This is a genomic window from Rhodobacter sp. P1_C2 (genome assembly GCF_056406375.1).
This window is the reverse complement of the sequence record NZ_JBFUAG010000021.1, coordinates 20,235-42,670: the sequence shown is the minus strand read 5'-3', so window position 1 is coordinate 42,670 and position 22,436 is coordinate 20,235. Positions and strand designations below refer to the sequence as shown.

At 59.6% G+C, this 22,436-nt stretch carries 21 protein-coding genes and 1 tRNA gene; 7 read left to right on the top strand and 15 right to left on the bottom strand.

From position 1 onward, the window contains the following. The 4 genes from AC1DZT_RS24135 to AC1DZT_RS24120 form a co-directional block, all read right to left on the bottom strand. Positions 1-759, bottom strand: coding sequence for a hypothetical protein (locus tag AC1DZT_RS24135; protein WP_478009202.1), 759 nt, complete (start codon positions 757-759; stop codon positions 1-3). A gap of 101 nt (positions 760-860) precedes the next feature. After that, positions 861-1,076 (bottom strand): hypothetical protein, encoded by a 216-nt coding sequence (locus tag AC1DZT_RS24130; RefSeq protein WP_478009201.1) that lies wholly within the window; start codon positions 1,074-1,076, stop codon positions 861-863. 96 nt (positions 1,077-1,172) lie between these two features. Then, on the bottom strand, positions 1,173-2,768 hold the full coding sequence (locus AC1DZT_RS24125) for a hypothetical protein (protein ID WP_478009200.1): 1,596 nt from the start codon (positions 2,766-2,768) through the stop codon (positions 1,173-1,175). Between the two features lie 9 nt (positions 2,769-2,777). Continuing rightward, complete coding sequence (locus AC1DZT_RS24120) at positions 2,778-3,332, bottom strand: hypothetical protein (RefSeq protein WP_478009199.1); 555 nt, start codon at positions 3,330-3,332, stop codon at positions 2,778-2,780. Positions 3,333-3,692: 360 nt separating this feature from the next. Here AC1DZT_RS24120 and AC1DZT_RS24115 point away from each other — a divergent pair, with 360 nt between their 5' ends. Genes AC1DZT_RS24115 through AC1DZT_RS24105 form a run of 3 tightly spaced genes read left to right on the top strand, consistent with a single transcriptional unit; the run spans position 3,693 to position 5,853 of the window. Continuing rightward, positions 3,693-4,142, top strand: coding sequence for a DUF2924 domain-containing protein (locus tag AC1DZT_RS24115; RefSeq protein ID WP_478009198.1), 450 nt, complete (start codon positions 3,693-3,695; stop codon positions 4,140-4,142). Then, entirely contained in the window at positions 4,139-5,461 is a 1,323-nt protein-coding gene (locus AC1DZT_RS24110) for a recombinase family protein (RefSeq protein ID WP_478009197.1), read from the top strand. Before AC1DZT_RS24115 ends, AC1DZT_RS24110 begins: the two co-directional genes overlap by 4 nt. Beyond that, a complete protein-coding gene (locus AC1DZT_RS24105; RefSeq protein ID WP_478009196.1) occupies positions 5,458-5,853 on the top strand; it encodes a hypothetical protein in 396 nt (131 codons plus the stop codon). Before AC1DZT_RS24110 ends, AC1DZT_RS24105 begins: the two co-directional genes overlap by 4 nt. Here the strand turns inward: AC1DZT_RS24105 and AC1DZT_RS24100 are convergent. Beyond that, complete coding sequence (locus AC1DZT_RS24100; RefSeq protein WP_478009195.1) at positions 5,840-6,223, bottom strand: hypothetical protein; 384 nt, start codon at positions 6,221-6,223, stop codon at positions 5,840-5,842. The two genes, AC1DZT_RS24105 and AC1DZT_RS24100, sit on opposite strands and share 14 nt — an antisense overlap. Between AC1DZT_RS24100 and AC1DZT_RS24095 the strand changes: the two genes are divergently transcribed. Together AC1DZT_RS24095 and AC1DZT_RS24090 are read left to right on the top strand one after the other, a co-directional pair. Next, on the top strand, positions 6,222-6,389 hold the full coding sequence (locus tag AC1DZT_RS24095) for a Pam3-gp28 family putative phage holin (protein WP_478009194.1): 168 nt from the start codon (positions 6,222-6,224) through the stop codon (positions 6,387-6,389). The two genes, AC1DZT_RS24100 and AC1DZT_RS24095, sit on opposite strands and share 2 nt — an antisense overlap. 336 nt (positions 6,390-6,725) lie before the next feature. Continuing rightward, entirely contained in the window at positions 6,726-9,545 is a 2,820-nt protein-coding gene (locus tag AC1DZT_RS24090) for a TrlF family AAA-like ATPase (protein ID WP_478009193.1), read from the top strand. A 170-nt stretch (positions 9,546-9,715) separates the two neighbouring features. Here AC1DZT_RS24090 and AC1DZT_RS24085 read toward each other — a convergent pair whose 3' ends face one another. The 3 genes from AC1DZT_RS24085 to AC1DZT_RS24075 all read right to left on the bottom strand — a co-directional run bounded on the left by AC1DZT_RS24085 (position 9,716) and on the right by AC1DZT_RS24075 (position 11,324). Next, a complete protein-coding gene (locus AC1DZT_RS24085; protein WP_478009192.1) occupies positions 9,716-10,648 on the bottom strand; it encodes a DUF4365 domain-containing protein in 933 nt (310 codons plus the stop codon). A gap of 92 nt (positions 10,649-10,740) precedes the next feature. Beyond that, the gene (locus AC1DZT_RS24080; RefSeq protein WP_478009191.1) at positions 10,741-11,058 is read right to left on the bottom strand and encodes a type II toxin-antitoxin system RelE/ParE family toxin; all 318 of its coding nucleotides are present in this window, start codon (positions 11,056-11,058) and stop codon (positions 10,741-10,743) included. Continuing rightward, on the bottom strand, positions 11,055-11,324 hold the full coding sequence (locus tag AC1DZT_RS24075; RefSeq protein WP_478009190.1) for a hypothetical protein: 270 nt from the start codon (positions 11,322-11,324) through the stop codon (positions 11,055-11,057). Before AC1DZT_RS24075 ends, AC1DZT_RS24080 begins: the two co-directional genes overlap by 4 nt. A gap of 738 nt (positions 11,325-12,062) precedes the next feature. Between AC1DZT_RS24075 and AC1DZT_RS24070 the strand changes: the two genes are divergently transcribed. Beyond that, entirely contained in the window at positions 12,063-13,280 is a 1,218-nt protein-coding gene (locus AC1DZT_RS24070; RefSeq protein ID WP_478009189.1) for a hypothetical protein, read from the top strand. Between the two features lie 52 nt (positions 13,281-13,332). Here the strand turns inward: AC1DZT_RS24070 and AC1DZT_RS24065 are convergent, their stop codons facing one another. The 7 genes from AC1DZT_RS24065 to AC1DZT_RS24035 form a co-directional block, all read right to left on the bottom strand. Further along, on the bottom strand, positions 13,333-15,228 hold the full coding sequence (locus AC1DZT_RS24065; RefSeq protein WP_478009188.1) for a hypothetical protein: 1,896 nt from the start codon (positions 15,226-15,228) through the stop codon (positions 13,333-13,335). Positions 15,229-15,379: 151 nt separating this feature from the next. Further along, positions 15,380-15,613 carry a WYL domain-containing protein gene (locus AC1DZT_RS24060; protein WP_478009213.1) on the bottom strand — a complete coding sequence of 78 codons (234 nt, stop codon included), beginning with the start codon at positions 15,611-15,613 and terminating at the stop codon, positions 15,380-15,382. Between the two features lie 480 nt (positions 15,614-16,093). Next, positions 16,094-16,183: transfer RNA gene (locus AC1DZT_RS24055), tRNA-Ser, on the bottom strand. Between the two features lie 259 nt (positions 16,184-16,442). Next, a complete protein-coding gene (locus tag AC1DZT_RS24050) occupies positions 16,443-17,159 on the bottom strand; it encodes an alanyl-tRNA editing protein (protein ID WP_478009212.1) in 717 nt (238 codons plus the stop codon). A 2-nt stretch (positions 17,160-17,161) separates the two neighbouring features. Beyond that, on the bottom strand, positions 17,162-19,891 hold the full coding sequence (locus tag AC1DZT_RS24045; protein WP_478009187.1) for a DUF3772 domain-containing protein: 2,730 nt from the start codon (positions 19,889-19,891) through the stop codon (positions 17,162-17,164). Between the two features lie 14 nt (positions 19,892-19,905). Continuing rightward, a complete protein-coding gene (locus AC1DZT_RS24040) occupies positions 19,906-20,940 on the bottom strand; it encodes a cysteine synthase A (protein WP_478009186.1) in 1,035 nt (344 codons plus the stop codon). 320 nt (positions 20,941-21,260) lie between these two features. Next, on the bottom strand, positions 21,261-21,659 hold the full coding sequence (locus AC1DZT_RS24035) for a cytidine deaminase family protein (protein ID WP_478009185.1): 399 nt from the start codon (positions 21,657-21,659) through the stop codon (positions 21,261-21,263). Positions 21,660-21,788: 129 nt separating this feature from the next. Between AC1DZT_RS24035 and AC1DZT_RS24030 the strand changes: the two genes are divergently transcribed. After that, entirely contained in the window at positions 21,789-22,391 is a 603-nt protein-coding gene (locus AC1DZT_RS24030) for a 50S ribosomal protein L25/general stress protein Ctc (protein WP_478009184.1), read from the top strand. Positions 22,392-22,436 lie beyond the last annotated feature (45 nt).

Genomic DNA, 22,436 nt, shown 5'->3' with positions numbered 1-22,436 from the left:
TCAAAGGCCAATCGGCGAACTGGAATGGGACAGGTCGGACGAATTATTTTGAATGGCGGTGAGTTTTGTCATCGCACGCTGATGCCGCTTGCGCGCCGCCCCATGAGAGAGGCCGAGGGCAAGTCCCGCCTCAGCCTGGGTCTCGCCAAGGATCATCATGCGCAGGAAGAGGCCGGTTTCGCGTCCGAGGATTGGGTACAGGCGGTCGCGCAAAGTATCGACATCAAATGCGCCATCCTCAAAGGCGGGCGCCGTTACCACATGAAGGCGGTCGTACATCGGCAATTCGATGCGCCGCTGGGCCTTCCGATCCAGAAAGGCACGTCGGAGATCACGCTCGGTGTTCATGATCAGCGTTGCGGCAACTTTCTGTACCGAAGCAAGGTCCAGGCGGCGAATTCCAATCGCGATATGCCCGAGGATTTCGTCGGCCAGCTCTTCACGCTCTTGCGGCCAGTCCCGCCAGAGACGGTTCCGCACAGCATCGAGCCCCGGCCAGAGCGTCAGGATCAGGATGATGGCGGCCAGTTCCGAGGCAGGGCCATTGGTTTGCACTTCGACAGCGAGTGCACGCACGACAGGATGCCGAAGCGCCGACGGGACGACTGCACCATGCTGCCGCTCCAGAAGCGCATCGATGCAGGGCGCATCGGCCAAGACTGCATGACGCAACTGCATCGCCTGGAACAACTGTTCTGCGGAACGCCGGTGACAAAAAGTGAGGAATTGCAGATGGAACGCGGACCATGAGGTGCGCATGATGTCCAGCCTTTCGGCCGGGCGTCTGGCGCCTCACGGGGGCTCTGGGTTTCAGGGGATCGGGAAATGCGAAACGGGCGCCACTTGGGCGCCCGTGATAGTCAGGTGCGGTTGAAGGTGCCGCAGCCGCGGCAGGTTGCCTCGACCGGAAGGGTCACCAGATATTCGTGACCGTGCATGCGGACATGCAGCTTGCCGCCGCGGCGGACGCCGAGCAGCTTGTTGCATTCAAGGCAGCGCCAGTCGGCTCCCGCCGGTGCCGGACGGTTCGGGGTGGTGGAGCGGGAAGGCAGGACGGGAAAGTTCAAATTGGCCATGAAAGGCTCCTATCGTTGGAGGAGCCATTGAATTGTCATGGCGAATCTGAGTGCGTCAGTGACCCAAATTCAGTTGGTTCTCAGTTGCCGCTGCTTCTATGTCGCAATGGCCCAAAGGCCGCGGCCAGCGGAATGTATGTACTTCCCGTTGATTTCTTTCCACTCTTTGCCAAAGGCATTTTGTGGATGGGCCATTTTTGTTCCCATCATGGTATCAGCTAACGAAAGACCAGGCGCACCTTCGCGTAATGCAGTTACCAGGTTTTCGACAATGGTGACCCTGGCGGCGCTGTCCACCAACCATGCCTGTTGCCCAGGTACGATCAGTTGAGCAAGTCCCGCCTTCCATTTCTTGAAGACGACGGCTTCCCCCGCTTTTGCCTGAACGAGTTCACGCGCATAGCTCTGCGCTACTGCAGCAGGATCGATTTCAGGGCTGGTGTCATCATCTATCAAGCAGGATTGGAGCGCGATGAGCGGATGTGTGGCAAGGCTGGTGAACGGAGCATCTCCGGCGGCGAACACGACTCCATTCACCAGATTCGGCATCCCCCGCAGGTGCCGGTTGACCGCCCCACAGATCCCAACGTCGCCAAGTCCAGACGCAAGCCAGACCGGGACCGAGCGACCATCGACGAGAATTTGACCGAGACGCCAGATCCGCTCTGCCTCCCTTACGATTTTCCCGGTTCGCTGAAGGGGCGAGAGAAACTCCGCCAACTTCTGCACGATGCGCTCGACGTCGATATCGTATTGCTCGACGAAATCCGCGTGGACTGTTGCGGCGGGCGCTCCATCGGCAGCATTGACCTCATGCGTGCCGTCAGCTCTAAGAACACCAATTTCGCCGGACTGTATGGGACCATCCTCCTCGGTTAGGCGGATGTCCTCCAGACCCCTGCGGCGGATCAGCGCCGCCTGAGACAGCATTGCGATATTGGCACCGAAATATCCCAAAGTGTCGCGATCGACGAGTGCCCCGTGGTCGAGAAGTTTGAGCAGTGGCCTGATCTGCATCGAAAATTCTTCCTGACGCAGGTCACGGAAGCGCTCCATGATCCTCCAATGCGCGAGAAGCGCCTCGCCAATATTTCGCCTTTCCGGTTCCCGCTGGTTGGCGATGGAACAGCTGTTCTTGCCCGAAACTGTCATGCCGAAGCTCGACAACTTGCCGTTGCCCCTTTTCAAGTATTCAATATGGATCTTTGCGTGCGTGATCCGGCCAGAACCGGGCAACCCTTTGGCAGCCCCCAAGATGCGCGGTGCAAGTTGTTCAGCCTCTTTGCCTGCCCGGGTTCTAAGGGTCAGGGATTGGCCATTGGTGCCCATCGAAACACCAAACTCCACAACGGACACCTCCTTGACCTGATCGCAGAGATGGGCCGGTGCGTCGAGGTGCAAGGAATTGCGCAGAGGCCAGAGGCTGAACACCTTCCAGTTGAGGGGATCGCTCTTCAGATCGACGCCGAGCACTCTGAACGCAAATGTCTCCGCGATCTTCTTCCGCAGCATCCTGTCCTCAGAACAGATTTCAATCAGTCCCGCCGCGGGCGCGTAGCTGAGGACGATTTCCCGGGCCGGCAGGTAGGTGAGTTGATCGATCCCATGGCCTTTCTTATAGGTCCTGACGCTGGTGAATTGACCTGCGGTAGTAATCGCGACAACCCACCTTTCAAGCTCACCCTCCGACAATGGGTCTAGTCAGGCCGTCACTTCGCAGCCTTCCGACAGTTCAAGTTGCTCTGAGAGTTTCTGTGCCAGGGCCGAGCAGTCAAAGGTGTCTCCCGCAAAAGGACGCGGCGTCGAGAGACCGAATGTGTCGAAGAGCCGTGTCACATCACGGAAATTGCGTAAACGGTGCGTGCGGTCCACTCGGTCAAAGAACGACCGAGCGAAGAGATAGCGCCAAGCGCTGCGCGCGATTTCAGCATGACCATTCTGGCAGTCAGCCAATTGTTCCTGAGACAGAGCTTCCGGCGCCATCAATTCTGCCAGCCTATCAGGCACAGCTTCAGCCTGATCGAGAATAAACGCGGCAACCAGTTCGGCGTTCTTCAAGCACTGGGCTGGGAGCGACTCAATAACAGTTGCAAGATCTTGCGGATCGGCAGGAGGCGGAACGTCGGCTGCGTCGCTTGGCTGTCCTTCAAGTCGGGCGGGATTCGCTTGTTTGACGAGGATCATAACCCAATCGGCCGGCACATGATCCACGACCTTCTTAAGCCGGGGAAAATCGTTAATTCGTTTGCGCGCCATACCCAATCCTGCTCTGAATGAATTTCAGCCTTTGGGTGAATGCTGGGGCAATCGCTGCGGTTTTACAAACGGATTCCGCCTGAGCATTTCTTTGTGAACTGTGTCCCATTCCGCCGATCAGTTTGGCCTTTGACTGGCAGATGATCTCGAAAGGTCTGCTATGTCCGGCTCAAATCCCCTCTCTCCCAACCTCATGTCACCGCGCGAACGCCGCGAGGCGCTGTGCAAGATCCTGGCCCTCGGCCTGATCCGTCTGAAGCAGCGCAATGCAAGCCAACTCTTTGGCTGCACTGGAGAAAGCTCGCTTCACTTCCCGCCCGACCAGAGCGGTAGTCACCATGCAACTCACTGGAGAACCGCATGACGACCGATCATATCCCTGCGCGTTTGGCGGCGCTGAAGACCACCCCGACGCCGGACCTGAAACAACAATGGCGCGACCTCTTCGCGACCGAACCGCCGCCGTTCAACCGCCGCTATCTGGAAAGCCGTCTCGCCTATCGCCTTCAGGAATTGGCCTATGGCGGGTTGAAGCCTGAGACCATCCGGCGGCTGGAAGCCCTCGGCGAGGAACTGGATGGTGGCGATCGCAAGAAAAGCCGGATCCGCACAGATCTGAAACCGATCGCGGGAACGCGGCTCATCCGCGACTGGCAAGGCGTCGAGCAGGTCGTCACCGTGCTTCAGGCCGGCTTCGAATGGCAAGGCCGGCCCTACCAGTCACTCTCCGCCATCGCCCGCGCCATCACCGGCACCCGCTGGAACGGCTGGGTCTTCTTCGGGCTGAAGAACCACCGGAGGGCAGCATGAACGCCTCAGTCAAACCCGACAAGCTGGTGCGCAAACTACGCTGCGCCGTCTACACCCGAAAATCCTCAGAAGAAGGGCTGGAGCAAGAGTTCAACAGCCTGCATGCACAACGCGAGGCATGCGAGGCCTATATCGCCAGTCAGCGGTCCGAGGGCTGGGCACTGGTGCGCGATCAGTACGACGATGGCGGCGTCTCGGGAGGCACGCTGGAACGCCCCGGCCTGAAACGGTTGCTGGCAGATATCGAGGATGGGCTGGTCGACGTGGTGGTCGTCTACAAGATCGACCGCCTATCCCGCTCGCTGATGGATTTTTCCAAGCTGGTCGAGGTGTTCGACCGGAACGGCGTGACTTTTGTCAGCGTCACGCAGTCGTTTAACACCACAACGTCCATGGGGCGGCTGACGCTGAACATCCTGCTGTCGTTTGCCCAGTTCGAACGAGAGGTGACGGCAGAGCGCATCCGCGACAAGGTCCGCGCCAGCCGGATGAAGGGCATGTGGATGGGTGGCCCAGTACCCCTTGGCTATGATGTCAAAGACCGCAAGCTGTTGGTCAACGAAACCGAGGCTCAGCAGGTCCGGGCAATCTTTTCCCGCTTTGTTGAAATCGGCTCGGGCACCATCTTGGTCCGAGATCTGAAGGCAGCAGGCGTCCGAACCAAGCAGGGCCAGCTGATCACCAAGGGCTTCCTTTACCGGCTCCTGAACAACCGCGTCTACGTCGGCGAGGCCGTACACAAGGGAACGAGCTATCCCGGCGAGCATGCGGCAATCGTCGACCGTGAAGTTTGGGACAGGGTTCATGCGATCTTGACCGAGAGCCCGCGCAAGCGTGCCGCCAATACGCGCGCTGAGACCCCTTCCCTGCTCAAGGGCCTGCTCTTCGGTCCGGATGGTGCGGCCTTCTCACCCAGCCATACCAAGAAGGGCATCAGGCTCTACCGATACTACGTCAGTCAGACCATCCTGCGCCACGGTGCTGGGGCCTGTCCGATCGGTCGGGTGCCAGCCGCCGAGATCGAGGCCGCCGTCATCGAGCAACTGCGCGCCGTATTCCGCCAGCCTGAAATCCTTGCCGGCACTTGGAAGGCGGCAAAAGAAATGGAAAGCGACATCACCGAGTCCGATGCCCGCGCTGCCTTGCTGCAAATGGATCCCCTCTGGGACGAACTGTTCCCGGCCGAGCAGGCGCGCATCGTCCAGCTTCTCGTCGAGCGCGTCGACCTCAGGTCAGATGGGCTGAACCTCAGACTGCGCATGGATGGATTGACCGGACTGGCACGTGAAATGGTCCCCGTAGTGGAGAGAACTGCATGATCCGCCCTGTACCAGAGACCCTGACGGTCCTGGTGCCCTTCTCCGTCCGCAAGCGAGGTGGCCGCCGTGAAGTGATCATCCCCGCGGGCACCCAGCCCAAGCGACCGCGGGTTGAAAACACCGTCTTGAAGGCGCTGGCCCGAGCCTTCCGCTGGAAGCGCATGCTGGAGTCGGGTGCCTTCGCCACCATCGGCGATCTCGCGGCTCATGAGAAGATTGCACCTTCATACATGACGCGGGTCATGCGGATGACCTTGCTCGCGCCGGAGATCGTTGAAGGGATCGTTGTTGGGCAGTGCGACTTGGGGCTGGCGGAACTTCTGGAGCCATTTCCGGTGGATTGGGCCGCGCAGATTTTGACTAAGAAACCTAAATTGCTCATCGAGCCTTAACATGATTGGCGCAACGGCGGCCAACAACCCTGTTCACATGAGCAATCTCTCCGTGGTCTAAGCACCGCCCCGATAGGCCCGCAACTGGTTCGAGTTCTGCCAGGACACCAAGCCGGTCTCCGGCGCAGTCCTGATCTTCGAACGAGGCCCAGGCGGCCATATCGGCTTCGCCCTTGGTCAGGACGACACGCATTTCTACGTCCTTGGCGGCAACCAGTCCGATGCCGTCACCATCGCCCGGATCGCCAAATCCCGCCTGCTCGGCGCGCGCTGGCCCGCCACCTTCCCACCCCACCCCCAGCGCCTGCCGACCATGAGGCCGGGCGAATTCCTCATCACCACCAATGAAATGTGAACTGGAGAACGCCATGCTGAAACCTGCAATCCTCGCTCTCATCCGCCAAATCATGACTGTCTCGGGCACCGCGCTGGTGGCCAAGGGCTTTGTCCAGGCCTCCGACCTTGAGCCGGTGATCGGCGCTCTTCTGACCATCGGCTCGGCGGTCTGGTCTGTCGCCGACAAACGGAGGAGGTAAACTTGGGGGGATGACGGCCAGCATGCGCCAGCGAGTCGACTTGTCCTGCGTTCCCCATTAGCAGTGCCAGGAGACAAGCAAACCTTAACCCAATAGCGGGCGAATAACCAGTTTGGCTGACTGCCGAACACCGGAAAATGGACGGTGGCCGACTGCGGCAGTCACCTATTTGTGCGGCCAGTGAGGATTTGACCCTTTGCAAAGCTTGAAGGACGACGCTGGAGAGGGCAAGAAGGCAGACAACCTTGGGTAAGATCAAAATTTCCCATTGCATCGCTGAGGTCAGCGTGACGACCATGAAGATAATCGATTGCGCCAGGAATTGGAGACCGAAGGATGAGCGGCGAACTGACAAGCAGCGCGGACAAAGGTGCACATTTCTTCCGCTGCGACTTCCAAGTTCACAGCCCCAGGGATCGCCAATGGACGGGCCAGGCGCGCGTCACCGATGAAGAGCGCGCAGAGTACGCCACATCGCTCATCGCAGCGTGCCGGGAAAAGGGTCTCGACGCAATTGCAGTCACCGACCACCACGACATGGCATTTATTCCATTTGTCCGGCAGGCCGCTTTACAGGAAACCGATGCAATGGGGAGCCCTTTGCAGGGTCGCGACCGTATCGTCGTCTTTCCGGGAATTGAATTGACGCTCGCAGTGCCTTGCCAAGCCATCCTATTGCTTGACGCGGATTTCGAGGACAACCGCTTTGACGCCGTCCTTACAGCATTGACGATTACTTCTGCCCCACCAAACGAAGCAAAGACAATTCAGACAGAACGGCTTGACCACATCGACTCTTTAAAAGCCCTAAAGATTAAGCTGGACGAACATAGCTGGCTAAAGGATCGCTACATAATTCTTCCCAATGTCAGCGGCGAAGGGAAATTCTCGCTGCTCCGCAGCGGCATGGCTCCCAAATACAAGGATATGCCTTGCGTGGGTGGCTATTTGGATGGGTCAAGAGACGGCTTGAAACCGGGCACCCTTAATATCATTGCCGGAAAAGAAAAGGCTTGGGGAAACAAGCGGATAGCCTGCATCCAGACTTCAGACAACCGGCGCGAAGATCACGCTGACCTCGGTAAACACTCTTCCTGGATCAAATGGGCCAGCCCTACGGCGGAGGCGCTGCGCCAAGCATGCCTTGCCCAAGAGTCACGGATTTCAGACTCAGAGCCGAGCGTCCCATCAATCGTCATAACGTCGATCAGCGTTCAGAACAGTTCTTTTCTCGGTCCTTTGGAGCTTGCCTTCAATCCCCAGTACAATGCACTGATCGGCGGTCGTGGCACGGGAAAGTCGACGATCCTTGAGTATCTTCGCTGGGCGTTGTGTGACCAGCCTCCTGCTGGGAGCGATGACGATACCCCGGACTATCAGGCTCGCCGCTCGCGGCTAATTGAGGGCACTCTCAAGCCTCTAGGGGCGACCGTTGATGTCACGTTCACCTTGAACGGCGTGCCGCATTCTGTGCGAAGGTCCAGCAAAGATGGGATCGTCCAGATCAAGGTCGGAGACGATGAATTGCGGCCATGTTCAGAGAACGAAGTACGCACGCTTCTTCCTGTTCAAGCCTACAGCCAGAAGCAACTCAGCAACGTCAGCGTAAGGCTGGACGAACTCGCACGATTTATCTCCGCCCCCATCCGAACCGAACTCGGTCAACTTGAGAGGCAGATGGGAGAACAAAGCGAGAAGCTCCGCAAGAGCTATTCCACGAGACAGCGCCAGAAGGCCATCGAAAAGGACGCTGCCCGCGTGGCGCTAGAGGTGCGCTCATACCAAGAACAGGCTTCCAAGATAAGGGCGTCACTGGGCGGCCTTGCAGAAGAGGACCGGTCTCTCCTTGATCTAAGCTCGCAATATGATCGCGCCGAACAGGCCGTCGACGCGCGCAGGCATCGTCTCATAGATGCAGGTACACGCATTGATCAACTGCTTGAGTTGGCTGGCGGTGAAGTGCGAGGAGAACTCACCGAACTGCCTGAAGAGTTTCCCGAAAAAGCGCTCGTAGAGGAATTGTCTGCCGAATATGGTGTGTTAGTCGCTGAAATCGCTGATGCGCTTCGCGGTGCAAGGCTAAAAATTGATCGGGCCACAGAGGAGAGAGACGGCAGTAAGTGGTCGGCTTGGAACGCACGGCTGGTGGCTTACCGCCAATCTTATTCTACCGCACTGGAAAAATCGTCTGCTCACAAGGACCGCATGGAGCAGATGAAAGAGCTTGAGGCAAAGGTTGCGGCACTTCAGCGAGAGCTCACTCGTCTGTCGGACGAACTGTTGTCGCTCCAGAAAGCAGGCGAATCCTTCAAAGCTGAACAAGATCAGCTTCACGATCTCAGAAGACAGCGCGATGCCTTGATCCAAGCTCAGTGTGATGCCCTGACCGAGCGCTCCGGTGGTGCAATCCGGGCTATCGTTCGCAGATATTCAAACGCCAACCTGTTCTCCGACCTGATGAGAGAGCGGCTGAGCGGATCGGGAATCCGCAAAGACCGGATCGAACAGATCGCCGAATCTGTACTTAATGCGGAAGATCCTCATCGCACCTGGATAGGCACACTTGAAGACCTGGAAACACTTGCGAACTTCGATCCCGCAAAGGATTCCACGGAACATCTGCCCGAAACGCCGATCCTTACAAGCGCAGGCGCGACCAAGGCGGATTGCGAAAAACTTGCCAGCAAATTGACTCCGGATGACTGGCTGTCACTATCCCTGACTGAAATTACCAGTGAGCCCCGTTTCGAGTACCGTTCGCGCGAAGGGGAATACATCAATTTCTCCAATGCATCGTCAGGCCAACAAGCGACCGCGCTGTTGCGCACGTTGTTGAACCAGGCAGGGCCGCCCCTTCTCATCGATCAACCGGAAGAGGATCTGGACAATCCAGTTATGCAGGAAATTGTTGAGCAGATATGGGCCGCGAAAAAACGGCGTCAGCTGATTTTCGTAAGCCACAATGCCAATCTGGTCGTCAATGGGGATGCCGAACTTGTTGCTTGGTGCGAGTATCGCAAGGCTGGGGACCAATCCGGTGGCAAGATTGCCGGAGAAGGGGCCATCGACATACCCGATATACGTGAGGCGATAAAACGCATCATGGAAGGCGGCGCGGCAGCGTTCAATCTTCGCAGAGAGAAGTATGGATTTTGATAGTCCGCCGTTTCGAGGTGCGGAAGCCCAAGGTCGGTGCTGCCTGGTGATGAACGAACTCGCTGGGCTGTTCGACCATCCCCCGTCCTTTTTGGTGGAAAAAGTCAGCCAGTTGGGCTAAGAACCGCAAGTGTGCAAGAGCTACTCAGAGCCCCACGCAGCCTTAGGGTTTATGGGCGTCGTGGTTCTTGCACACCCATCCCGTTAAGTTTGCGTCGCGGCTCGTAAATGGTCCAGAATTTGAGCTTCTGCTCCGGAACGGGTTCAAGCATCGACTTCCTCAAGATCAGGCGAACTAGTCCCGTCTGCCGGAACGGAAAAGTCACCATGCTATCGATCTGAAATAAACGGCAGTTACGATCGTCGCCGAAGCTGCTGCCGAGATTATCTAGCGGAGTGACGCACTCTTCGATAATTTTGCGGGCTGCTCCAAGCAATACGAAGCTCTGGTATCTGGAGAGCTCACTACGGCCGGGTCTGGTAATGTGCCGCCAACCTTCACGGTCAAAATGAACACGCTCTCCGTTGCGCCCGAGGGTCGTGGGTGTCTGCGCCATGGACTTGTAGATGCTTCGGGATGCTTGTTGGACATGCTCTGAGCATCGGAGATGAGGAAAGTCTCCGGCGAAAGTGTGGATCTTCTGAGCCTGCAAATCTTGACTTAATGTGCCGCACAACTGACTAATCGAATTCCTCGCCCGACTGTCGAACATTTGGTCTTCGGGCACAAGGATCTGAGCTGAAGTTCTCGCGTCACTGGGCCTGATGTCCACCCACCGCGCACGTAGGTCTTCCGGGTCGACCAGCACAACGATTGCGGCGCCGACAACTTTCCGCCAAGCGGCCAAATTCCTTGCTAGCTGATCTGCTGCGATTGAAACGGCGAGCTTGCCGTCACTTCGCTTTTTGGCTTTGACGCACTTGACCTGCGTAAAAATAATTTGACCAGATAGTTCGCCGTCTCTTTCTAAGAAGATAAGGCCGTCGACTGCGTCATCGTTGTGCGCTTCCAGAGGTTGCCATCGAGCATTCCATTCCGCGAGAACGATCTTTTCAACTGCATTGACCCCGATCTGTCCTTGTCGTTGCGTTCTCAGGCTCATGGAATTTCCTAGTGATTTGGCCGCAACTCATACCATAGAGCGTTGGCAGTGGCATGCTTGCATCGAAGCTTATGGAACTAACTCAACAGCAATTATCGTCGACGCCCGCCGGTGCGTCCGATCCAATCCGCGCCGCCATAGGTTACCGCGTAAATCGGCACTTCGCTCGCGTCATCGTCAACCAGGAAGGCGACCACGGCCTTCCGGCCTGCCGGGATGGCGCGGAGGCCAGGGGCGGTTTCATCTCGCATGCTGCCCTTATGCGGCGTGGTCTTCAGTGTGGCGATGGCGGCTTCGATCTCGGCCAACTTACGAGCCGCCGCCTCCGGCCCTGCATAGTCGATGATCCATTGGGCAACGGCGTCGAGGTCACGGGAGACGAGAGGGTGGAACCTGATCCGGTAGATCACGCCCCACTAGCCGCGCCTATGGTGCCACGAGCAGTGGCGAACGCGTCGTCTTGGTCGATGAACATTGTGCGGGGCGTCTCCAGCCGAGCGCGGATTTCCTTCCCGAGAGCCGAGAGGGCTACTTCTCGTTCTTCCTCGTCCTGAATCATCTGCTCCAGCGCGGCCGCAACAGCGGCGCTCTGCGTTGCGAAGATGCCTTGCCCCACCTTTTCCGAGAGGAAGTGGTGATGGCGGTCGGTAAAGCTGAGGGTGGTCTTGACGGTCATCTTCGCCTCCTTGGTATGACTGAGTCATATAGCAGGGGAAGGCGATGGTTTCAACGTTGGTGGAAGTGCGCTTCCGCCGCCGCTTTTCTGCGCGACTCTCAAAACGTTGACATGGCGTTGACACAAAATGCGAACGACAAAGCCTGACTGTTTAGGTCAGGCTATAAGCCTCTGATATATTGTGATAATTTGGTTACGAGGGGCAGGATTTGAACCTGCGGCCTTCAGGTTATGAGCCAAAACCATAGCGATTCCAATAGCTTAGGCATTTCAACTACTTATGCGCCAAGCCTCTGATCCATCGCAATTTTCATGCTTGCAACAGGCCATTTTCGGCGACGTTGGGCAGCAGACTCGGAGCGAAACATGCATTCGCGGTTTGATGTGGCGTTGATGTGAACCGCTCCAAGATTCGACATGTATGATCAATTTTTTTCGCATCTGAGTACTGGCACAGTGAAACCAGGCGAGCCGACGTCTCCCTTTCGATTTGGTTTGCCGTCTACCGAAGAACTAGTCGGCGGCGCGGCCACTGGATACGTTATTACCTGGTCGCATGGATAACTCGATTTACGTGGGTCCGCTGTCAAAGCGGTGAAAGCACCCCTCCGCAGTAACTCTCGAGAGCGGGAATGTCTTTCAACCCGAGGCATACTGTTACTATAACTCTGCGCTAGGGTGCCTCGCCCGCCCTCACGTCCCATAGTGGGTCTGAGTACCGAAATAAGGACTAGATTTGTGGATCGCACACTGAATGTAGAGGTAAGAGACAACACCTGGCCTCCGGCAGGCGGTCTGCCGGCATTCCCACCATCATTTCATCGAGGCACAGCAACCTGGACTATGAACTTCCCTTCGATGCTGCTGAAAATTGGTTACCTTACAACTCCGATCTCGTCGACTGGCGTATCTCTTAGTGAGTTTTGGGCCTGGGTAAGGTATCTTGCAGCCATCACGGATCAAAATGATATGCGTTTGACGCAAAGTTTTGCGGATTTGGATGCACATCAAAAAACAATTCTGAGTGATGACTTCGGCATGGGTGTGCCGATGCTTTGGCTCGGTGAGAAGTTTTTTTTGGATAGAATTTTAGATGGCAGATATTTCATGCAGAGGGTTGGAGCATCAGTCGGTGCCACTCAGAATCGCGTAAAGAAGCGCGGACCGAACAAGACTCCCGACTTCGTTGCTCGAGATACAAACAGCGTTTGGCATATAATTGAGTGCAAGGGAACGCAGTCAAATGGCGACTATGCAGAAAAGCAAATTGGAAGCTACGGGCCACCAGCTACAGGAGGTATTGCACAAAAGCGATCCATAATTTTTCCTCCAAATTATACTGGGCAACGTTTAGTCAGCGCGCTTCAGATCGGTTTGGAAATGGGAGAGCCGACTCGTATGATAATATCTGATCCTACATCTGAAGAACCATTCAAACTGAAGGAGAGCGATATGGAATTGGCCGATGACAGCGCAACGCGAGCTGTCGCAGCAAAGGCTCTTCGGCTCGCGGGCTTCGAAGCAACAGCTGGAGTCATTGCCTCTCCTACAGGTTCGCGACCAGATGTGACGTATTATAAAACATCTTCTGCCGAAAGTCTCCGTAAGGAGCAAGTAAGGGATAGAGACGCAAGGGCAAAAGACGAGCTAAATACCATGCGTCAGCGCACCGTTCTTTTTGATGGGCATTACATTGGACGCGAGATGAGCATTGAGCTTCCAAAGCCGATTCTTGTTTCTGGAAAGGCAATTGTGCGGGTGAACATCCAGCAAGGCGTGAAGATGACTGCTCTAGAGGAAATGCTTGAGCGGACCACGATAGAGAGAACCATCGCATCTTCCAAGGTTGAATGGGAGGGCCAGATAGGCGTAAACAAATCCTTTGGACAGGAAACTAACGCTCAGCTAGATATTGGAACATTTTTTAGGTCGGAGATATCTCTTGCGGAAGCATAGACTCCTGACGTTTCAAGAAACTTTATCGCCTATAATAGTTAATTTAAGGCGTTCAGTCTGACCGTAGTCTCAGCTGGGCATTGTCGCTGTCGTCCAAATTTTCTTCGCTTTTGTCCAAGAACGCTAGATGCCATTTAATCGCCATTCGAATTTGCGCCGCTCGAATTGGCGTTGCTTGAGATGCGAGGTCGAGCGCTGCTTCCCGGACCCGAAGGAGCCATTCATTTTCCGAACGATTGGCAAAGCCCTCGGCATCAAACTCCCTTTCCAAGCGCGGCACTCTATGTTCGAACGGGCCGAGAACTTCGTGCATAATTTCCGGTTCCAACGAGAAGAACATCTTCGCGGCCTCTACCGGGTCAGCATCGACAAAAATCGGTTCATGAGCGTAGTTTGGAAGGCCATTCCGGCGACCGTGGCTGTTAATCATTTCGGCGAAAGCCACAGCGTCGGATTGAGCAAGGGCGAAGACTTTTTTAAGGCGATCCGGATTTGCTCGCCAGAAGGCACGATCCAATGCTTCAAGCAGATTCTTTCGGATAGCATGAAATTCCTTGGATTCATTCTGGTGAAAGCCCAGGCCGAATGCCCCTGTGTCAAAACGAACACCACCCCACCGTCGTTTTGGCAAGTCCGTTGGAAGCAGGTTATCGCTTTCCAACGCCACTAGATATGCGCAGATAGCTTGCAGCGCGGACTCCCGCGAGTCCCATCCAATCTGAACATCGGCCAACGTTAGCATTATCCCGGCCAAATGCATGATGACCTCAGGATCGCGGAACTCGTAGTCGGAAAGCTGCTTCTTCACGGCCTCTAGTGCAGCTTCAATCTCGGCGTCTGTTCGTTTCATCCACCACCAGAGGGTCTGCCAAGCCTCCGGGTCTTTGGTCCTGAAGACAGCAGATTTTCTCAGTTCACTACCAAGAAGATCATCGGCCACATGCCCCTTCCCAATCCACGCCACCGCAAGTTCAGCCGAAATCACTTGGCTGTGCAAACGGACGTACGGATGTTCGCCAAAACGCTCCTGCAGAGTCTCAAGCGGAGACTTCGGAGGTGCGTCTCCCTTTTGGCCATTAACTTGCCAAACTGCGCGTGCCCAGCCTCTCTCTTGTCCTAACACTTCGATACCAAGCCCTTCACCGCCATGGAATGAGATCGAAAGAGCAACGAAGGTAGCAGGCAAATAACGCATTCCGTCCTTGTTTTCTCTCAGTTCTGCAGGGATTCGCTCAAAAACCCGCGCGAATTCCAGCATCGCGTATCGGAGCAACCGCAGATTCAAGGCCTGAGAGGTTTCAAAGACGCTGGACAGGATGTCTTTCTCAGCTTTCAGTAATGCGCATGCTGAAAGCTGCTCTTCATCCTTTTCCATTGAAGCAAGAAAACCTTCGACAGCTGCGCTGACGTCGGGAGCAACTGTAAGGATACGCCCGATTACTTTTTCTTTCGTCCTTTCATATGTGGCAATGTCTTTGCCGCGAAGTTCGGCTTGGTTTGCGAGAAGAACTACGCTTCGGCCTTCATGCTCAACAAACCTGTTGATTGCGCTGAAAAGTTCGGGCAAGGGCATTTCTGCCCGTTCGAGATCATCAAAGACGAGAACCCGAGGGAGGTCTTTCATTACCGACCGTCGAAACGCACCAGTCAGATCGACTTTCGCGCCGGTGAATTTCTCTGCGAAACCGTCGAGCATCTGAGTAACGCCCTGGGGCGGTTTAATATCTCTACGTTCGAGGAGGGCCTGGAACAGGGCCTCCTCTATCTCTCCCGAGCCTTTCGCTCCGTAGACACTGACGTAAAGGGCATCTTTTTTGTCCGACAGCCATTGCTTCAGCGCGTGGGTTTTACCCGCCCCCCAAGGCGCATCCATCAGAAGGGCAAAACCGGGGTTGGCAAGCCGCGCGTAAGCGTCGAGCTGCGGCCGGAGATGGGTATTCGTACTCATTTCGCTTTCCAAGTGGGAGGGAGACGGGCTTTGGCCCAAGGACATGATAGCTAGCGGGCGATAACTGGAAAAGAACAACTCTGGCTAACCGGTCTGATCTGGCTGCAATCCTTTGCTCAAGTGGCAGCTTGTCAACGTTCGTTTGATCCCCTCACGGCAACACCCGCACATCCCCACGCTGATGCCCTTTCACCAACTCCCGCAGTTCGGCCGGGGCGATCACCTCGACGCTGTCGCCCCACTGGTAAAGATGCCAGGCCATCTCCACCCACCCGCTCGCGGTGAACAAGACGCGCAACGCGCCGTCAGGCTCTTCGGTGACCGCTTGATTGGGGTGGAATGCGAACTCGCGCGCAGCGGCCGCCGCGCTTGGCGCAAAGCGCAGGTATCATAGACGTGCACGCTTCCAAAACTCTCGACCTTGCGTTCCGCGCTGGCGCCATGCCCTCCCCGAACAATGCGAAAGCATTTTGCGAGATCGGCACCAGGACTACGCCCCGCTGCTTGGTGTAAGCTGCCATTCTTGGTCTAGACGGCGGGAGTAAGATAAAAGCTTCGCGGGGCGCAGCAGCCGACAGGCCGAGCCCCGATCAAGTTCAAAAGTTGGATGCCGGTACCGTTCTCACCCCAAACGCAAATCACAAACGATCAAATTGGCAATCTCACAATAACATTTGAAGCCAATGACTTGCAAGCTGAACACTAATTCAGCACAGTCATCAGCTTCAGAGAGAAAGCGGCCAGAGAGAGACGTTTTGAGCAACACGGCAGAAGGGCCAGTGTTCAGCTTTCCGCCTATAACCCCCGAATATAACAATAAAAATCCGCCAGCGGGCAGATCGAAGAAAGTTTGCTTCAGGGCAAGTGGCGGACAGAGAGGGATTCGAACCCTCGAGACGGTTCCCCGCCTACACACTTTCCAGGCGTGCGCCTTCGACCACTCGGCCACCTGTCCGTTGGCCGGGTGTTTACACGGGGGAAGATGGCGGATGCAAGGGGCTCGGTGAGGAAAGTGGGGCCAAAAGCGGGGGATTGCGGTTTTGGAGTTGGCTGGCGCAGGGAGGGTCGTGAGGTGGATGTCCGAAGGCTGTCTGGCGGCTGTCTGGGGGGCTGTCTGAGGGGCATGGCGCTGACAAGGCGGGGTGGCCAGCGCGCGGGGGCCGGGCGAGCGGGGGCCTGTCGGGAGCGGCTGGGGCTCAGGCGCGCGGGTGGCTTCAGGCCAGGGCGATGGTGACGCGGCGGTTCTGGCGGCCCTTGTTCTCGATCTTGCCGATGGTCAGGCGGCCGATCTCGCCCAGGCGGGCGACATGGGTGCCGCCGCAGGGTTGCAGGTCGATCTGGCCCGCGCCCTCGCCGATCCGGATCAGGCGCACCCTGCCCTGCCCGCGCGGCGGGCGCACCGACATGGTCTTGACGAGGCCCGGGTTGGCGTCCAGCTCGGCCTCGGTGATCCAGGTCTCGGTCACGGCGAGGTCGCGGTTGATCAGCCGGTTCAGGCTGGCCTCCAGCGCGGCAAGGTCGCCGGACGGGTCGGGCATGTCGAAATCGAGCCTGCCGCGTTCGGTGCCGATCTGGCCGCCGGTCACCGGCAGCGGGATCACCACCGACAGAAGATGCAGGCCGGTGTGGACGCGCATGTGGCGGTAGCGGCGGTCCCAGTCGATCCGCTGCAGGATGCGCGCCCCTACCGGCGGCAGCCCCAGCGGCGCGCCGGGGACGAGGGCCACGCCGCCCTCCTCGACCTTGACCGCGGTGGCGATCGGCAGGCGCTGGCCCTCCCATTCGATCACGCCGCTGTCGCCGGGCTGGCCGCCGCCGGTCGGGTAGAAGACCGAGGCGGAGATCACGATGCCGCCCTCGGGCGTATGGGCGGTGACCTCGGCCTCGGCCTCGGTCAGATAGCTGTCATCGCGGAACAGAAGCTCGGTCAGGCTCATGGCTGCGGGTTCTCCTCGGGCACGGGGGGCGGCAGGCGGCGCGCGGCGGGCGGCAGAGGCGCGCCGAGAATGGCCTCGACCGCGGCGATATTGGCGGCCTCCTCGGCCTTGGCCTCGGCATCGGCGGCGGCCTCGTCGGCCCGGCGCTTGAGGTAGTCGCGGTGGTTCGCGGTGAAGGGAATGCCCTCTTGCCGGAAACGCTCGGCGATCTGGTGGTTGATCTCGGTCTTCACGGCGACCTGGAAATTCACGTCGCGCAGGATGACGCGGATCTCGAATTGCAACACGTCGCCGACCGCGCCGATGAAGGCGATGGTCGGCGGCGGCGCGAGGAGGACGAGGGGCTGCGCCTCGGCAATCTCGCGCAGGAGGGTGGCGACCCTGCGGCTGTCCTCGGTCAAAGGCACGGTCACCGGCACGATCAGGCGGCCGGTCAGGCTGAAGCGGGTCCAGTTGGTCACCCGGCCCGAGATGAGGTCCGAGTTCGGCACGATCACGTCCGACCGGTCGAAGGTCTGGATCCGGGTCGAGCGGACAGAGATGGAGGAGACGATGCCCTGCACCGGGCCGACCTCGATCCAGTCGCCTTCCGAGACCGGGCGCTCGATCAAGAGGATGATGCCAGAGACGAAGTTCGACACGATGGTCTGCAGGCCGAAACCGATGCCGACCGACAGCGCACCGGCGACGATGGCAAGGCCGGACAGGTCGATCCCGGTGGAATTGATCGCGACCAGCGCCGCCACCATGATGCCGACATAGCCGACACCCGAGACGATGGCATTCTGCCCGCCATGGTCCAGCCCGGTGCGCGGCAGGATCGTGGTCTTGAGCGCGCCTTGGAACAGCCGTGTCGCCGAATAGCCGATGCCGAAGACCACGGCGAAGAACAGGAAATCGGTGGGCGATATCCGCGTCTCGCCCAGTTGATAGCCTTCCTGGAACCGGGTCCAGATCTCGGTCAGGTCCGAGGTCCGCGCCCCCCAGATCAGCGCCACCACCGGCAGCATGGCCAGCGCCAGGCCAAAGCTGATCAGCACCGGGGCCAGGGCGTCCTGATCGGCCTCGGACCTGGTGACCAGCGCGTAAAGGTCGCTGACCAGCTGCTGCATCAGGAACAGAAGGGCGATCAGCCCCAGCGTCATCGCGGTCGGGAAGACCAGGGCGCCCGCTGCCGAGATATAGCCCACTGCCGCCAGGATCGGCCCGACGATGCCGACAAGGTTGGTGGCCCGCGCCAGGATCGAGATCAGCCGCGCGTTGTAGCTGGCCCTGCCCTCGTCGCCGCTCTCGGCCTTGACCTGGCGCAGCAGATGGCCCAGCCGGACCAGAAGCAGCGCGCCGATCAGGATGATCGGAAAGACCAGGACCGAGGTGCCCGCATCGCTGACCTCGATCTCGGACATGGCGGTGCGGCGCAAAAGCGCGATCGCCAGCAGGACCCCGAAGGAGGTGGTCAGCACGCGCCCCTCGGCCCGCCGCTCGGGCGGCAGGTTCAGGAAAGAGCCCTCGGTCTCGGCCACCGGGAAGATGCGGGTGCCCAGCCAGATCGCGGCGAACATCGCAAAGCCCATCTGGCCCAGCGATCCCGCCACCAGAAGCCCGACCATGCCCAGCGCCCCGGACAGGCGCAGCGCCTCGGTCAGGGCCATGCAGCCGAGCACCGGCACCGCGATCACCCCCAGCGAGGCGAGGAACCCGCCGATCCGCCGCCCGCGGGCCGAGGTCTTGCCCTGCAGGCGCGCCACGAGCCAATCGACCCAATGCCTTCCGCGCCACAGCATGGCGATGGCAAAGACCAGGAAGGTCAGGATCAGCGGCAGGTTGTTGATCGCCCGCTTGCGCACGCTGGCATCGGCGACGCGTGTCACCGTCTCGCCGACGATGGTCTTGACCGTCTTGGTCAGGCCGCTGACCGCATCGGTCCAGTTGCCGGGATAAAGCGGATTGGGCCAGAGCTTCAGCAGCTCGTTGGCCTGCCTTTCGCGCAGCACGCGGTCGATCTCGCGGATCAGGCCGTCGGCGCGCTGGTAGGCCTCGTCGGCGGCGATGCCGGGGGCCTGGAGGCGGCCCATCTGGGCGCCAAGCTCGGCCCGGCGGGTGGCGATCTCCGGCGCTTCGGTGGCGCCTTCCGCCGGGGCGGGGCCGAGGGCCGAGATCTGGTCCTTCAGCGTGGCGATCCGGGTGGAATTGGCGCTTTGCGCGCCCTGCAGCTGCTCGCGCCAGCGGGTCAGCTCGAGCCGCAGGTTCTCCAGCGAGACATCGGACAGGTTGGGGTTGGAGATGGCGGATTCGGCCCGCGTCGCCATCCGCTCCCAGCCCTGATAGTCGAGCGCGCCACTGCTGGCGCCGCCGCTGGCGACGGGTTTGGGGGCCGCGCCGCCCGCCACGCCGCCCTGCGGGGCAAAGCCGCCCGAGACGGGGGCGTCATCGGCGGCGGTATCCGGGGTGGAGCCTGCGGAAGCCGTGCTGTCCTGCGCGGTGCGCGGCTTTTCCGGGATCAGCGCGCCCGAACCATCGGCATGGACCTTGACCGTCGGCTGGCCGGGGGCGGCCCCGCCCGAGATGACCGCATTGTCATCGGCAGAGGTTGCGGGCGCGGGGGCGGCCGGAATGACGGTGACCGGCGCCGCCTTGTCCTCGGCAAGGGCCGAAAGCCCCGGCGCCAGAGCGGCGAGCAAAGCCAGTCCGCCGGCCAGAAAAGCGCGCCCCAGGCGGCGCTTCATCCGGCCCGGCCCTGTCATGCGTCCTCGAAGACCGTCGGGATATTCGACGGCGCCCGGTCCAGCCATTCCGGCACCGGCAGGCCCTTTTCCTTCAAGAAGGTCGGGTTGAACAGCTTGGACTGGTAGCGGTTGCCATAGTCGCAAAGGATGGTGACGATGGTCTTGCCCGGCCCGAGGTCGCGCGCCATCCGGATCGCCCCGGCGATGTTGATGCCGCTGGAGCCGCCAAGGCAGATCCCCTCATCCTCCAGCATCTCGAAGACCAGGGGCAGCGCCTCGGCATCGGGGATGCGGTAGCTCATGTCGGGGGTGAAACCCTCGAGGTTGGCGGTGATGCGGCCCTGGCCGATGCCCTCGGTGATCGAGTTGCCGGAGCTCTCGAACTTGCCGGTGGTGTAATAGGCATAGAGCGCCGCCCCTTCCGGATCGGCCAGACCGATCTTGACGCCCTTGGGCTGCAGGGCCATCGCGGTGCCGGCCAGCGTGCCGCCCGAACCCACGGCGCAGATGAAGCCGTCGACCTTGCCGCCAGTCTGTTCCCAGATCTCGGGGCCGGTGGTTTCGATATGGGCCTGACGGTTGGCCACATTGTCGAACTGGTTGGCCCAGATGGCCCCGTTCGGCTCGGTCCGCGCCAGCGCCTCGGCGAGGCGGCCGGAATAGCGGATGTAGTTGTTGGGGTTCTTGTAGGGCACGGCCGGAACCTGGACGAGCTCGGCACCCGCCAGGCGGATCATGTCCTTCTTTTCCTGGCTCTGCGTCTCGGGAATCACGATGACGGTGCGAAAGCCCATCGAGGCGCCGACCAGCGCCAGACCGATCCCGGTATTGCCCGCCGTCCCCTCGACGATGGTGCCGCCGGGTTTCAGAAGCCCGCGCGCGACGGCATCCTTGATGATGAAGAGTGCTGCGCGGTCCTTGACCGACTGGCCGGGGTTCAGGAATTCGCATTTGCCGAGGATGGTGCAACCGGTCATCTCGGAAGCGCGCTTGAGCTTCAGAAGCGGCGTGTTGCCAATGGTATCTGCCAGATCGCTATGGATGCGCATGGGGGTCCCCTCAATCCTCTGGGCCCTGTGTAAGGAAGCCTTCGGCGAAACTCAAGCAAGGCCGGGCAAATCTTGCCGAGGCGGCGCCGGCGCAAAGCGTGATCCAGAGGCGCGCCTGCGGCGCATTGCCTTGTCTCGCCTCTGGCCTGCGGCCAACCGGCTCGGGCCTATGCCTCCGGCGGGAGTATTTGGGCAAAGAGCAAGAGGGTTGGGGGCGCCCCTTTCGCCTTCATCCAGAGACAAATATCCGCGGGGGTGAAGCCGAAGGCGAGGGGGCGGCAAGCCCCCTTCCCCGCCGGGTCGAGGCGATTCGGCGGGGCCTAATCTTCGGGAGGCGCCGCGAGCAGCCAGTGATCGGGCAAAAGCGCGTGCAGCGGGCGGGCGCCGGTGGGCAGGAGCACCCGCGTCTCGCCATTGGCCGGGTCGATCTGCACCAGAAGCTCGCGGCAGCGCCCGCAGGGCGGCAGGATGCGACCCTCGGCATCGACGGCGACGACGGCGGTGATCCGGCTTTCGCCCTCGGTGATCATCGCAGCCACGGCGGCATGTTCGGCGCAAAAGCCGATGCTGCAGGCGGCATCGATGCAGACGCCGGTGAAGATCCGACCCGAGCCCGCGCGCAGGGCCGCGCCGACGCTGGCCACCTCGACCGTCGGCGACAGGCGCCTTGGCCTGACCACCCGGCGCGCCGCCGCCAGCAATTCCTCGTCGCTTTCCATCCCGATTCCCCGTAAAAACCGCCGTTTCGCAGGGATTTTGCGCTTTCCCTCCGCCGCATTCCGCTCTATAGCCCCGCAGGTCGCGCCATGCACCCTTGGAGGATGGCGGACTTTAACAGGAGAATACCTATGGCACGCCAGATCAATGATCTGAACGTCGAGGTTCGTACGGGGACAGGCAAGGGGGCCGCTCGTCAAACTCGTCGTGAAGGATTCGTACCGGGAATCGTTTATGGGGACGGCCAGGAGCCGATCGCCATCAAGGTTCCGTACAACTACCTCTTGAAGCACCTGAAGGCCGGCCGCTTCCTGCAGACCCTCTTCAACCTGAAAGTTCCGGGCCAGGCTGACACTCATGTCATCTGCCGCGGCGTTCAGCGCGACGTGGTCCGCGACCTGCCGACCCATGTGGACTTCATGCGTCTGCACGACGAATCGCGCATCGTCCTGCACATCCACGTCACCTTCGAAAACCATGACGCGGCCCCCGGCCTGAAAAAGGGCGGCACGCTGACCGTCGTGCGTCCGGAAGTCGAACTGGAAGTGCTCGCGGGCGATATCCCCGATCACATCACCGTCGACCTGACCGGCAAGACCATCGGCGACGTGATCCACATCAACGATGCGATCCTGCCGGAAGGCGTCAAGCCGACCATTGCGCGCAACTTCGTCATCGCCAACATCGCGGCTCCGGCCGGTCTGGTGGCGGCTGAGGCCGAAGCCGAGGCCTGAGCCTTCGCAGGCGCGAGTTTCGAACGGGCGGCATCCCCATGCCGC